Below are 12,970 nucleotides of genomic sequence, written 5' to 3' on the forward strand. Positions count from 1 at the left end.
AGCCTTGCTCCAGCTTTACGATTGTTCAGGCGCAGGTTTACGCGGAGGTAACGGGCCTAAGTACTGATAGTACTGGCATTCGATCCGGCCGTTATACAGCTTGCGCCGCTTGTCCGCCTTGCGGCCGAAATAATGCTCGAACTGCTTGGTCGGGCTGAGCGCGAAGAAGGACCATGTCGGCAGCGCCCCGGTCATCGTGCCCAATTGGCGGATCAGCCGCTCTACCTCCGGCTTATCGCTCAAGCGCTCGCCATACGGAGGGTTCGTGATGATGCAGCCGAATTCTCCTTCAGGCAGCGCTTTGGCGGCAGGGAGAATCTTAAAGTCGATCTCGCCGGCAAGTCCGGCGCTTTTGGCTGCCGCCTTGGCCACTTCGATCGCCTTCGGATCGATATCGCTTCCCGCGATGTGAAGCGGGATGTCGTCGGTTACGGCATCGAACGCTTCTTCTCGCGCCTCCTCCCACAGCTTATCCCCGATGATACCCCAGTGCTCGGAAGGGAACGAGCGGCGCAGACCCGGCGCGATATTCCAAGCTTGCATAGCGGCTTCAATCAATATGGTACCGGAGCCGCAGCACGGATCATACAGCGGACGGTGGGGACCCCAGCGGCTGATCTGCAGGAGGGCGGACGCCATCGTTTCCTTCAGGGGCGCCTCGGTCACGAGCTTGCGGTATCCGCGTTTATGCAGAGCCGGTCCCGTCGTATCGAGCGTTAATAAAGCGCGGTCTTTCAGCAGCGACACTTCGATGACGTACCGGGGACCGTCTTCGGGAAACCACTCGGTACGATGCGACAGCTTTAGCTTCTCCACGATCGCCTTCTTGACGATCCCTTGGCAGGCGGGAACGCTGCTCAGCTGGGATTTATGGGAGCGTCCTTCGACCGGGAATTCCCCGCGCGCGGGAATCCACTGCTCCCAAGGGAGCGCTTTGGTTCCCTCAAAGAGCTCGTCAAAGGTCATCGCTTTGAACTCGCCCATTTTCACCAAAATGCGGTCGGATGTCCGAAGCCACAGATTGCAGCGGCAAATATCGATCAGGTCGCCGGAGAAGGTCACTCTTCCGTTCTCTACTTCCATATCGGTATATCCGAGCTCCTTCAGTTCCCGGGCGACAATAGCTTCAAGGCCCATAGGGGCGGTTGCGATCAATTGTAATCGAGGCATTAACGGTGTCAACTCCATTTAACATGTGTACGGCGCTTCACGCCGCCGGTTCAATCTTTATAGTATAGGCGATTGCATTCGCCAAGACAATTGTCTTATGATAGACCTCGTTAGGTTTAACGGATCATTTTAAGGCTTAAAGCCTGAAACAAAGGAGGCGGCATCACTTGCTGACGACCCCTGACGATTATGTTAATCAATTATATCCCGAAGATGACGAGCTCAAGCAGGTACTGCAAGCCATTAGGGAAAATGGGATGCCCGAAGTATCCGTAGCACCCGCTTACGGCAGGCTGCTGACACTGCTCGTGCAGACTTCAGGCGCGCGCAGCATACTGGAGATCGGCGCCCTCGGCGGCTACAGCGGCATCTGCCTCTGCCGGGGTCTTCCGGCTGATGGCAAGCTCACCTCGCTCGAATTGAAGGAGGAGTATGCGCAGCTGGCCGGCCGCCATCTGGAGAAGGCGGGCTTTAAGGATCGGGTGGAATACCGGATCGGTCCTGCGGCGGACAGTCTGGCGGAGCTGAAGCGGGAAGGGAAGACGTTTGATTTTTTCTTCATCGATGCCGATAAAGAGAATTACCCGCTGTACCTGGATTATGCCATCGAGCTGGCGAATCCGGGAGCGCTGATCGCAGGAGATAACTGCTTCCTGCGCGGAAGAACGCTGAATTCGGATAAGAACGGTCCATCGGTGCAGGCCGTACGCCGGTTTAATGAACGAATCGCGACGGATGACCGGCTTGTGAGCACGCTGCTCCCTGCTTACGACGGGCTGATTCTGGCACGAGTAAAGTGAATGTACCCACAAAAAGGGAGATCCCGGACGTATGCCGCCGGGATCTCCCTTTTTGTGTATGGGTTCTTATGTGTGCCGCTACCGGAATTTCGGAGCAGGCTTGCTCGCAAACAGCTTCCTTCTTACCCACAGCATATTGATGATCAGCAGGCAGCCGGAGGTGATGAACAATCCCTCGATCCCGATAAACCCGGCTAAAAAACCGCCGATGACGGCGCCCAGCATATTGCCGAGCGCGAGCGAGCTTGTGTTGAAGCCGAATGAACGGCTCTCCATACCGTCCGGCGTGTACGAGCGGATCAGCGCATTGACGCTCGGCAGGAGTCCGCCCATAAAGACGCCCATCATGAACCGCACCAGGATCAGCTGCCACACGGACTGTACGAATGCCTGCGGGATCAAGGTGAGCCCGGTGCCGATCAAGGCATACGTCAATATCCGATGTGCACCGACCTTGTCGCTTAGCCTTCCGAGGATCGGTGAGGCGATCATGTTGGAGAGGCCGGTTACCGCAACGACGAAGCCGGCCCATATCGCGATATCCTCGGCCGTGCCGTGAAGCTTCTGGACGTACAGCGGCAAGAGCGACATCGGACTGATCATTGCGAACTGCAGCAGAAACGTAACGGCGAACAGTGACGGAAGCTGCGGAATATGGCTGAGCTCCTTCAGGCCGCCGATAACCGAGACCTGAGGCGTGTGAGCGGCTTCCTCCCGGTCGAATTTTTCCTTAACCAGAAACAAGGCAAGCAGCGAAGCGGCAAATATCAGACCGCCTGTAATGAAGAAGATCGGACGGTATCCGACCCAGTTGGCCATGACGCCGCCGATCAAGGGGCCAAGGATCGTTCCGGCAACTTGTCCGGATTGCATGATGCCCATGGCAAAGCCCATCCGGTTCTTCGGCGTGGTGCCCGATACAAGCGATATCGCCGCCGGGTTGAAGCCGGAAATCGTCCCGTTCAGCAGACGCAAGGCAAGCAGATGCCATGGATGGGTGGCAAATCCCATACAGCCGATAACGATCGCCATGCCGAACCCCGAACGAAGCAGCATCAGCTTGCGGCCGTACTTGTCGGCCACCTTCCCCCAGATCGGTTGAAAAATAAATGAGGTCAGGAAGTTGGCTGCGAATATGAGTCCTGCCCATACTCCAATTTCCCGTTCCCCCGTGACATGGAGGTCCTGCGCCAAATACAGTGTCAGGAACGGGGTGATCATCGTCATCCCGGAGTTGACCAAAAACTGCCCGAACCAAAGCACAATGAGATTGATTTTCCAACGGTTCAATGTGCTCACTCACTTCCTTTCTAAGCTGTCCAGCCCGAAGTGATCCGGGCCCTCAAATTATGCATACCCTAAAAAATGCCGTTCTTTCAGTATAACACATCTGAAAAGCGCCAAATGTTGACAATGTCATAAGATTGTCATCTGATTTTCATAGGATGTCCATGTAAGACGGTTGTTACTTACTTTTAAAAAGGGCATAATGAACATTAGGAAACTTTATACACATTGATGAACTATGATGAACTATGATGAACTATTGATGGGGGCCTAATCATGACCTACAACGATCAATTTATCCGCGCATGCCGCAAGCAGGATATCAGCCATGTTCCTGTATGGTACATGCGGCAGGCCGGGCGCTATGACCCGGAGTACCGAAAGATTAAAGAGAAATACTCCCTTCTGGAAATTTGCAGCCAGCCCGAGCTTGCGGCTGAAGTGACGCTGATGCCGGTACGGAAGCTCGGTGTCGATGCGGCGATTCTATATTCCGACATCATGAATCCGGTTGCTTCGATCGGGGTCGACTTCGATATTGTGAAAAATATCGGGCCCGTTATCGATCAACCGATACGTACAGCAGCCGATGTCGAAAAGCTCCGCCCGATTGATGTGGAGGGCGATCTTGGACATGTGCTGGAAACGATCCGAATCTTGGACAGAGAGCTGGAGGTGCCGCTCATTACGTTTGCGGGCGCGCCGTTTACGATCGCCAGCTATTTGATCGAAGGAAGACCTTCGAAAAATTATCTGCGGACGAAAGAGCTCATGTACAGCGAGCCGAAGGTATGGTTCTCCTTGATGGACAAGCTCGGCGATATGGTCATCGCTTATCTGAGAGCGCATGTGAGCAATGGCGGCAAGGCGTTCCAGCTGTTCGACAGCTGGGTCGGCGCGCTGTCTCCTCAGGATTTCCGCACCTTCGTCCTGCCGACGATCGAACGGATTTTTGCGGAGCTGGCGGATTTGAACGTGCCTAAAATTTATTTTCCGGGCGTCAGCTCCGGAGAGCTGCTGCCGACCCTGACGGAACTCCGGGCCGACGTCATCGGCCTCGACTGGAGAGTGTCCATTAGCGAAGGGCGCCGCCGCTTGGGCGGTAAATATGCCGTTCAAGGCAACCTCGATCCGACCGTGCTCACCGGTCCGATGCCGCTGATTCAGCAGTATGCGAAAGAAATTATCGATCAAGGGATTCAAGAGCCCGGCTTTGTGTTTAACCTGGGGCATGGACTGTTTCCGGAAGCTTCGCTGGAGAAGCTGCGCGAGCTAACCTCCTACATCCATGAATACTCGGCGCAGGCATTAAAGACCGCCGCACAGCGAGCTTAGAGAACGAATACTTAATAGCTAGAGGTGAGAAGGTTATGAAGAATAAAATTGGCGTGTTGGTCATGTCCTACGGAACGCCGGAAAGCATGGAAGGAATCGAAAGCTATTATACCCATATCCGCCGGGGAAATAAGCCTTCCGAGGAGCAGCTGCGCGAGCTGACGGAACGCTATGAGGCCATCGTGGGAGGCGTGTTCCCGCTCCGCGAGAATACCGACCGGCAGGTCCGTACGCTGCAGGACACGCTGAACGTGGACCCCCGCGCGACGGATGTCGAATTCGTTTGCTATCAGGGACTGAAGCATGCAGCTCCGTATATTGAAGACGGCGTGGAGAAGATGGTGCAGGACGGGATTACGAAAGCGGTCGGAATCGTCCTTGCGCCCCATTATTCTACGATGAGCATCGGCTCTTACGTGAAGCGGGCGAAGGCGAAAGCCGACGAGCTTGGACTCGACATTTCGTTCGTGGAAAGCTATCATCTGCATCCGAAGCTGATCGAGGCATTTGCGGACCGGGTATCGGCGAAGCTGAACCAGTTCGAGGAAGCTGGAGCGAACCGGGATAGCGTGCGCGTGCTGTTCAGCGCTCACAGCCTTCCGGAACGGATTCTCTCCATGGGCGATCCTTACCAGGATCAATTGCTGGAGACATCGAAGGCTGTAGCGGAGAAGGCCGGCGTGAAGCATTGGCAGTTCACTTGGCAAAGCGCGGGACGGACGGCGGAGCCGTGGCTAGGCCCGGACATTCTGGATACGCTCCAGACGCTGAATAAAGAGGAGCAGGTCGAGGATGTGCTTGTCGCTCCTGTCGGCTTCGTCTCGGACCATCTCGAGGTGCTTTATGACCTGGATATTGAGGCGAAGAGCATCGCCAAAGAAATGGATATGCGGCTTGAGCGGATCGACTCGTTGAACAGTGATCCGCTGTATATGGAAGCGCTCAGCGATTCCATCATTACCCTTCTGAACCTGTAAACGCACACGCCTAGCGTTTATACGAACCGGATCATGTCAAGGCAGAACCCCCCGTTAACCGGGGGGTTCTATTCTTTATAGGGATGCTGGTATAATGGGAGAAGCGACCTAATGCGAAGATCTCATCAGTGAATGAAGGAGTGCCCTATGCATCTGTCACGATCGGAGAAAAGCAAGGCCAAGAAGAAGGCCCGTAAGCAGCGGAGCGGACAGGTATGGTTAATCCTTAACCTTTGCCTGATTATGATGATCGCTGCTCTGCTGATCTATTATTTTAAGTTTAAGCAGCACGACCCGGCCGCGGGAACGGCCTACCCGGATCAGGCGGGCATCGGCATGGAAGGCGGCAGGGAAGCGGACCCGGGATCCGGGAAGGGCGCTGGCTCCGGCTCGTTCGATACCGGCGAATTGGAAGATCCCGATCCGGAGATTCCGGTTGCTGAAATAGAGGAAGTGCGGGATTCCGGCGAGGAGGAGCGGGTCGTTCTGCATTTTGCCGGGGATAGTTTATTCTCGGGCAAAGTGGAGAACGCCCTTAAGCAGCATGGCTATGATTATCCGTACCGGCATCTCGGCACGGCGTTTCTGGACGATGATCTGACCGTCTTAAACCTGGAGACTCCGGTGACAACGCGAGGCGTAGCCGCCGCGAATAAACAATTCGTGTTCAAGTCATCGCCGGATGTGCTGCCTGCGCTGCGGGCTGCCGGGGTCGAGGCCGTAAATCTGGCCAATAACCACATCCTGGACCAGGGTCAGGATGGGCTGCTCGATACGCTCAAGCACCTGGACGACCACGAGATACGCTACGTAGGGGCCGGCAGGAATGAAAAAGAGGCCTTTGCGGCACAGTATTTCGAGCTTAAAGGAATGACGGTGGCACTTCTCGGCTTCAGCCGCGTGCTGCCCGAAACGACTTGGTATGCGCTGGAGAACCGGCCCGGGGTCGCCGGTGCTTATGATCATGTTTTGCCGAAAGCGGTTGAAGCTATCGCCGCGGCAAGGCAGAAGGCCGATCTCGTCATCGTGATTCCGCATTGGGGTCAGGAGCTGCATAAGACGCCGGATGCGAACCAGATCAATCTGTCCCGCGCCTTCATCGAAGCCGGCGCAGACCTGATCATCGGCGGACACCCGCATGTGCTGCAGGGACTGGAGCAATATAAAGGAAAATGGATTGCGTACAGCACGGGCAATTTTATTTTTACCAAATCCTCCAATGCCGATACGTGGAAGACCGCGGTCTTTCAAGCTTCCTGCAATAAGCAGGGTGCATGTGACATCAAGCTGACGCCATACCGGACGGAAATCGGACAGGTCATTCCGCTCGAAGGCAAGGAGGCAGAGGCCGTGCTGAAGGAAGTCCAGTCCCGATCGATCGGCGGCGTTACCGTTACGCCTCGAGGGGAGGTAATCCCGGGAACGGCCAAGGAAATCTAAGCTACCAGTTACACCAAGGAGGTGCCATCATGAACAATTTATGCGTGGCCCATCGCGGCTTCTCCGGCAAAGCTCCCGAAAATACGCGCGCAGCCATTCAGATGGCGATGGATGAGCCATTCGTGCATTGGATGGAAATCGACGTGCAGCTGACCCGGGACGGCGTTCCCGTCGTCATCCACGATTTCAGCGTGGATCGGACCACAACCGGGCGCGGGAAGGTAAAGGACCTGACCTGGCAGGAAATTCGGAGAATGGATGCAGGCCAGTGGAAAGGACGCCAGTTCAAGGGAGAGCAGGTTCCTTCGCTGGACGAAGTGCTGCAGATGGTCAAGGGACGGCTGAAGCTGAACATTGAACTCAAGACAAGCGGCGATATGTACCCGGGCTTGGAGGAGGCCGTTCTGGAGCGGATTCGCGCATACCATATGCTGCCGGATGTGGTGCTTACCTCCTTTGAGCCGAAGGCGCTCATCAAAGCGAAGGAATTGGAGCCTGAAGTTCGAACCGGACTTATTATCGATGCGCATCCCCGGAATTTGATATCCCGGCTTAAGCAAATGAAATGTTCGTTTTTATCAATCGGGTACTCCCATCTGGATGCGGCCTTTGCAGCCGAGCTGGTGCGGAACGGGATCACGCCGATGGCCTGGACCGTGGATGATGCCAAGAGCATGCGGACACTGGCCAAGATGAGCCCGGACATTATGATCTGTACGAACCGCCCCGATACGTGGGGGCAGATTTTTATTCAGAAAATTGCGCCCAAAGTTCCGTTCTGGCGACGAAAATGGAGGTTCTAATACCATGTGTGCATTAGTGAGTAACGTATATTGTGTCGGACGCAATTATCAGCTGCATGCGGCAGAGCTCGGCAATGCCGTTCCGGAGGAGCCGATGATATTCCTCAAGCCTTCCCATGCTGTCGTTCCTTTGGACGGCAGCGTGCTGCAGCTGCCGCTGGACCGGGGCAGTCTTCATTTCGAAGGGGAGTTGGTCATCCAGGCAGCCCGGGATTACGAGCCGGGGATGAGCGTTGACGAGCTGGTCGATACGATGGCGCTCGGCATTGATTTTACGCTAAGGGACGTGCAGTCCGTTATTAAAGAAAAGGGACACCCTTGGACCGCGGCGAAAGCCTTCAAATCGTCCGCTCCGCTGACAGCATCCATCGCCTTTCCCGGCACGGAGTCGCTTGCGGATACGGACTTTACGGTGATCAAGAACGGGGAAGAGGTACAGCGGGGGAATGTGAAGGATATGATTTTCTCCCTTCAGACGATTGTCGACTATATCGGTAAGCATTATGGCTTGGGTAAAGGAGATTTGATCTTTACGGGAACGCCGGCGGGTGTCGGTCCGACTGTATCCGGTGATGTATTTGAGTTGTACTGGGGCGATGTCCGTCTGGGCCGCTGCGAAATCGGTTAAGCATTACGCGATAGAGGTGGAGGGGTCCTGGAATGGATTGGTTGATCGGTGCCGTCTGTGCGGCGATGGTGTCCGCAGCGGCTTACCGGAGACGATCGCTCTCGGAATCCGGCGCGGCCGCCGCGATTCTGATGGGTACGATTTATTACGGAGCGGGGAACTTGTTTTGGTTCGGGACCCTGCTTCTTTTTTTCATCACCTCGACGCTGTTGACGAGGTACGGAAAGAGAAGGAAGGCAGAGCTGGAGAAATCCTATGCGAAGACCGGACGCCGCGATGCGGGGCAGGTGTTCGCCAATGGGGGCATCGGCATGATCCTGTGCCTGCTGCATGCTATTCAACCCTCCGAGCTTTGGGTGATGCTGTACATCGGCGTCATGGCAACGGTAACGGCGGATACGTGGGCAACGGAGCTGGGAAGTCTAAGCCGCAAGCAGCCCCGCTCCATTCTTGGCGGCAGGAAGCTGACAGCCGGCGAATCGGGCGGCATAACCTGGCTCGGATCCAGTGCGGCCGGGGCGGGAAGCCTGCTGATCGGAGCCGGAGGGTGGCTGCTGGCTGAATGGAGCGGGATGGATCCCTCCTTTCTGCCTTACCTGGCGGCAGGACTGACCGGAGGGCTGGTCGGTGCGTTTGCGGATTCGATCCTAGGAGCATCTCTTCAAGTTATGTACCGCTGCCAAGTTTGCGGCAGAGCGGTTGAGGTCTCCCGGCATTGCGGCAAGGCAACCGTCTATCATCGGGGCTTCCGCTGGCTTTCCAATGATGCGGTTAACCTGATCAGCTCGCTGCTCGGAGGGGCCGCGGCTTACGGGACGGCGCTTCTATTTACGATTTATTGAATTACTGACGGCTAAAGAGCGAAGCGAACACCGAAATTTATATACAGAAGTAGGGATCAGAAGAATGAATATCTTGACCGTTGAACAGTTGACGAAGAGCTATGGAGAGAAAATCCTGTTTCAGGATGCCTCCTTCGGTATGGAGGATGGGGATAAGATCGGCATCATTGGCGTAAACGGCACGGGAAAGTCCACCTTTCTGCGGGTTATCGCCGGCCTGGAGCCGCCGGATTCGGGTAAAATATCGATCGGCGGACGCATTCGGGTGCGCTATCTTGCCCAAAATCCGGAATTTGCTCCCGATAACACGGTGCTGCAGCAAGTATTTGAAGGCGAGCTGCCGGAGATGAAGGCGATCCGGGAATATACGGAAACGATGGAGCTGCTGGAGCTCCACCCGCATGATGAGGCGCTTCAGCAGAAGCTGCTGAAGCTGAGCCAGCAGATGGACAATCTTCAGGCCTGGCAGCTGGAGAGCGACGCCAAGATCATTCTGTCCAAACTCGGAATCCGGAATTATGATGCCAAGATGGGGACGCTGTCCGGCGGGCAGCGGAAGCGGGTCGCTTTGGCCGCCGCATTGATTCAGCCCTCGAATTTGCTCATCTTGGACGAGCCCACCAACCATATCGATAATGAATCGGTCGCCTGGCTGGAGCAGTATTTGCAAAAACGCCGGGGCGCGCTCCTCATGATTACGCATGACCGGTACTTCCTTGACCGCGTGGCCAACGTGATGCTGGAGCTGGACCACGGACGCCTATTCCGGTACGAGGCCAACTATAGCCGGTTTCTTGAATTGAAGGCAGAGCGGGAAGAGCGGGAAGCGGCATCCGAGCAGAAGCGGCAAAACTTGCTTCGAAATGAGCTTGCCTGGATCCGCCGCGGCGCGAAGGCCCGGACGACGAAGCAGAAGGCGAGAATTGAGCGGTTTGAGAAGCTCAAGGAGCAGGAGCCGGTCCACAGCTCGGGCGAGCTGGACGTCTCGGTTGCCTCGACGCGGCTCGGGCGCAAGATTTTGGAGATCGAAGGGCTTCGGAAAACGGTCGGCGACAAGGTTCTTGTTGACGATCTGTCCTATATTGCCGTTCCTGAGGACCGGATCGGGATCGTCGGTCCTAACGGCAGCGGCAAATCGACCCTGCTGAATCTCATCGCAGGCCGGCTTGAGCCGGATTCCGGGAATATCGTGATGGGTCCGACGGTGAAGCTCGGTTATTTCACCCAGGAGCATCAGGAGATGGACGGAAGCCAGCGGGTGATCGAATATATTAAAGATGAGGCGGAGGTCGTCCGGACAGCAGACGGCTCTGCGATTACGGCAGCCCAGATGCTTGAGCGCTTCCTGTTCCCTCCGGCGATGCAGTGGACGCCGATTGCAAGGCTGTCGGGCGGCGAGAAACGCAGATTATATTTGCTGCGGGTGCTGATGAGCGCTCCGAATGTGCTGCTGCTCGACGAACCGACGAATGATCTGGACATCCAGACGCTGTCGGTCCTGGAACAGTACTTGGATGAGTTCCCCGGGGTTGTTATCGTCGTGTCTCACGATCGTTTCTTCTTGGACCGTACCGTCGATAAAATCATGGCTTTCGAAGGCCAAGGACGTGTGCGTGTGCACGTAGGCTCATACAGCGAGTATGCGGAATGGATGCTGCGCAATGGTGGGGAAGCTTCCGGATCCGGAGCAGCAGGAAGCCGAGATAGCGCCGGTACAGGAGCAGCAGGAAGCCCATCGGGGGAAGGGAGGGCGGCAGGCTGCGGAAACGGCAGCCCGGCGAAGGAAGCGCCTCGTGAAAAGCTCAGGTTCAGCTACAACGAGCAGCGGGAGTTTGAACAGATCGATGGTTTGATCGAGGCAGCCGAGAATAAGCTCGCCGCTGTCCAGACCGAGATGGAAGCCGCCGGAAGCGATGCTGCGAGGCTCCAGGAGCTGCTTCAGGCACAGGAGGCATGCGAGCAGGAGCTGGAGCGGCTGATGGAGCGCTGGACGTATTTGAACGAGCTGGCGGAGAAGATAGAGCAGAGCAAGAAGTCGTAACTCGCCGTTCGATGAAAAAGGGACGCCCGTCGGCCAATGGCCGTAGCGGGCGTCCCTTTTTACCGGTTCGGAGCTTATTTCTTTACATCTTGATTATTTGACATAAGCGGCAAGCAGCTTCACTGTATTTAAAACGGCCTGTTTATGCGTTCTTTCCATCGCATGGGATGCGTGAACGCCCGGTCCGATGAGCGCTGCTTTGATGTTGCTGCCTGCGCCGAGCGCGGCCGATGCATCCGAGCCGTAATGAGGGTACACGTCAACGGCATATGCAATGCCTTCCTGTTCGGCCAGCTGGATCAGACGGCTTGTCATTTCATAATCGTATGGACCGGAGGAATCCTTGGCGCAGATCGAAACGTCGGTTTCCTTGCAGCTTAAATCATCGCCGATACAGCCCATATCCACGGCGATGAGCTCCTTGATGTCCGAAGGAATGTAAGCTGCGCCGTGTCCGACCTCCTCGTAGTTCGAGATCAGTACTTTAACATTGTATTTCGGCTTCCAATTCTCGCGTTTCATGCTCTCCAGAAGGCCGAACAGCGCAGCAACGCTTGCCTTGTCGTCAAGATGCCGGGATTTGATAAAGCCGCTTGGCGTAATGACCGCACGGGCGTCGAAGGATACGAAATCGCCGACGCCGATGCCGAGCTTCTTCACATCATCCGCAGACTCAACCCATTCATCGATTCGGACTTCCATATTGGCTTCCTCGCGTTTGAACTTGCGGGCATCGCTGTAGACATGCACCGATGGGTGCGTGGACAGGATAGTGCCCGTATATTTCTTGCCGCTGCGGGTGTGAATGACGCAGTATTCGTTCTCAATGCTGTTCATCATATAACCGCCGACGGAAGTGAGCCTCAGCGTGCCTTCGGATTTGATGGCGCGAACCATGGCGCCAAGCGTATCCACATGCCCGCTCAAGCCTACCGTACGGCTGGTATCCTGTCCCGTGATGGACAGGATCGCCCCGCCTTTTTCATTCCAGGCCAGCGGGACGGAAAGGGAGGCAGCCTCCTTCTCGATTCGTTTCATGATATGTCCTGTATATCCGGTCGGACTTGGGGTATCCAGCAATTCCTTCAACAGATTGAGGATATAGGTTTCATTCGGTTGTATCGACATCTGGCTAACAGCCTCCTCGGATTTGTATGTATGAGCTGGGAACAACCAATGGAAGCATAGGATGTGAATCCATAAGGCAGGAACCGTTATCTAGAGCTTCGGACCTTCCTTGGATTCTTCCTTCTGCTCTTCCTCCAGCTGGTGATCCGCGGCATGCATTTCAGGGGTGTATCCCGTAACCTCACGGATATGGATGAGCTGCTCTGCGAGCGAACGGATTTCCTTCTGCATCTGATATTGGCGGTAGATGCCGAATGCTCCGACGATCAATCCCCCGATCAGCGAGCAGCCAATAATCAGCAGGATTAGCGGGATGTCGACGGTACCGAACAGCAAATTCACCTGTACCGGATTGACGTTGATGACGGCAAATACAGCCGTGATTAATGCAAACAGCAGGGCAGCGATTAATGACCATTGAATCTTCACTGGGAACACCTCCTTCCTCACACAGTATAAAATCCCTTGCCTGCAAGGGCAAGGGATTTTATTCCACCGGTCAATTGAGATCGATTGTAA

The 12,970-nt window shown here is 55.6% G+C and carries 12 protein-coding genes; 8 read left to right on the forward strand and 4 right to left on the reverse strand.

The window, feature by feature from the left end; all coding sequences use genetic code 11:
* Positions 1 to 15 precede the first annotated feature (15 nt).
* Positions 16 to 1,170: a THUMP domain-containing class I SAM-dependent RNA methyltransferase gene (locus MKX76_RS00940; RefSeq protein WP_210095050.1), complete on the reverse strand. Its 1,155-nt coding sequence runs from the start codon at positions 1,168 to 1,170 to the stop codon at positions 16 to 18.
* A gap of 167 nt (positions 1,171 to 1,337) precedes the next feature.
* Between MKX76_RS00940 and MKX76_RS00945 the strand changes: the two genes are divergently transcribed.
* Positions 1,338 to 1,970, forward strand: coding sequence for an O-methyltransferase (locus tag MKX76_RS00945; protein ID WP_007127679.1), 633 nt, complete (start codon positions 1,338 to 1,340; stop codon positions 1,968 to 1,970).
* Between the two features lie 78 nt (positions 1,971 to 2,048).
* Here the strand turns inward: MKX76_RS00945 and MKX76_RS00950 are convergent, their stop codons facing one another.
* Positions 2,049 to 3,269: an MFS transporter gene (locus MKX76_RS00950; RefSeq protein ID WP_007127680.1), complete on the reverse strand. Its 1,221-nt coding sequence runs from the start codon at positions 3,267 to 3,269 to the stop codon at positions 2,049 to 2,051.
* A 264-nt stretch (positions 3,270 to 3,533) separates the two neighbouring features.
* On the opposite strand from MKX76_RS00950, the gene hemE reads away from it, so the two are divergent.
* The 7 genes from hemE (at position 3,534) to MKX76_RS00985 (ending at position 11,323) form a co-directional block, all read left to right on the forward strand.
* Complete coding sequence (gene hemE / locus MKX76_RS00955; protein WP_210095051.1) at positions 3,534 to 4,592, forward strand: uroporphyrinogen decarboxylase; 1,059 nt, start codon at positions 3,534 to 3,536, stop codon at positions 4,590 to 4,592.
* A gap of 35 nt (positions 4,593 to 4,627) precedes the next feature.
* On the forward strand, positions 4,628 to 5,569 hold the full coding sequence (gene hemH, locus MKX76_RS00960) for a ferrochelatase (protein WP_210095052.1): 942 nt from the start codon (positions 4,628 to 4,630) through the stop codon (positions 5,567 to 5,569).
* Positions 5,570 to 5,716: 147 nt separating this feature from the next.
* Positions 5,717 to 7,009 (forward strand): CapA family protein, encoded by a 1,293-nt coding sequence (locus MKX76_RS00965; protein ID WP_210095053.1) that lies wholly within the window; start codon positions 5,717 to 5,719, stop codon positions 7,007 to 7,009.
* 29 nt (positions 7,010 to 7,038) lie between these two features.
* Positions 7,039 to 7,812 carry a glycerophosphodiester phosphodiesterase gene (locus tag MKX76_RS00970; protein ID WP_341032717.1) on the forward strand — a complete coding sequence of 258 codons (774 nt, stop codon included), beginning with the start codon at positions 7,039 to 7,041 and terminating at the stop codon, positions 7,810 to 7,812.
* A gap of 4 nt (positions 7,813 to 7,816) precedes the next feature.
* The gene (locus MKX76_RS00975) at positions 7,817 to 8,440 is read left to right on the forward strand and encodes a fumarylacetoacetate hydrolase family protein (protein WP_210095055.1); all 624 of its coding nucleotides are present in this window, start codon (positions 7,817 to 7,819) and stop codon (positions 8,438 to 8,440) included.
* A 32-nt stretch (positions 8,441 to 8,472) separates the two neighbouring features.
* Positions 8,473 to 9,282 carry a DUF92 domain-containing protein gene (locus MKX76_RS00980; RefSeq protein WP_341032718.1) on the forward strand — a complete coding sequence of 270 codons (810 nt, stop codon included), beginning with the start codon at positions 8,473 to 8,475 and terminating at the stop codon, positions 9,280 to 9,282.
* A gap of 64 nt (positions 9,283 to 9,346) precedes the next feature.
* Positions 9,347 to 11,323, forward strand: coding sequence for an ABC-F family ATP-binding cassette domain-containing protein (locus MKX76_RS00985; protein WP_341032719.1), 1,977 nt, complete (start codon positions 9,347 to 9,349; stop codon positions 11,321 to 11,323).
* A 93-nt stretch (positions 11,324 to 11,416) separates the two neighbouring features.
* Here MKX76_RS00985 and MKX76_RS00990 read toward each other — a convergent pair whose 3' ends face one another.
* Both MKX76_RS00990 and MKX76_RS00995 read right to left on the reverse strand, forming a co-directional pair.
* Positions 11,417 to 12,451 carry a M42 family metallopeptidase gene (locus tag MKX76_RS00990; protein WP_251537755.1) on the reverse strand — a complete coding sequence of 345 codons (1,035 nt, stop codon included), beginning with the start codon at positions 12,449 to 12,451 and terminating at the stop codon, positions 11,417 to 11,419.
* Positions 12,452 to 12,541: 90 nt separating this feature from the next.
* Entirely contained in the window at positions 12,542 to 12,880 is a 339-nt protein-coding gene (locus tag MKX76_RS00995; protein WP_007127689.1) for a LapA family protein, read from the reverse strand.
* Between the last annotated feature and the right edge of the window lie 90 nt (positions 12,881 to 12,970).

Origin of the sequence: Paenibacillus sp. FSL R5-0810 (assembly GCF_038002285.1) — a bacterium.
GTDB classification, from domain to species: domain Bacteria; phylum Bacillota; class Bacilli; order Paenibacillales; family Paenibacillaceae; genus Paenibacillus_AQ; species Paenibacillus_AQ lactis.

Bases quoted from the DNA above. Each gene is read 5' to 3' on its own strand.
- MKX76_RS00985 (WP_341032719.1), top strand. From the start codon at position 9,347: ATGAATATCTTGACCGTTGAACAGTTGACGAAGAGCTATGGAGAGAAA.
- hemE (WP_210095051.1), top strand. From the start codon at position 3,534: ATGACCTACAACGATCAATTTATCCGCGCATGCCGCAAGCAGGATATC.
- hemH (WP_210095052.1), top strand. From the start codon at position 4,628: ATGAAGAATAAAATTGGCGTGTTGGTCATGTCCTACGGAACGCCGGAA.
- MKX76_RS00975 (WP_210095055.1), top strand. From the start codon at position 7,817: ATGTGTGCATTAGTGAGTAACGTATATTGTGTCGGACGCAATTATCAG.
- MKX76_RS00970 (WP_341032717.1), top strand. From the start codon at position 7,039: ATGAACAATTTATGCGTGGCCCATCGCGGCTTCTCCGGCAAAGCTCCC.
- MKX76_RS00990 (WP_251537755.1), bottom strand. From the start codon at position 12,451: ATGTCGATACAACCGAATGAAACCTATATCCTCAATCTGTTGAAGGAA.
- MKX76_RS00965 (WP_210095053.1), top strand. From the start codon at position 5,717: ATGCATCTGTCACGATCGGAGAAAAGCAAGGCCAAGAAGAAGGCCCGT.
- MKX76_RS00980 (WP_341032718.1), top strand. From the start codon at position 8,473: ATGGATTGGTTGATCGGTGCCGTCTGTGCGGCGATGGTGTCCGCAGCG.
- MKX76_RS00940 (WP_210095050.1), bottom strand. From the start codon at position 1,170: ATGCCTCGATTACAATTGATCGCAACCGCCCCTATGGGCCTTGAAGCT.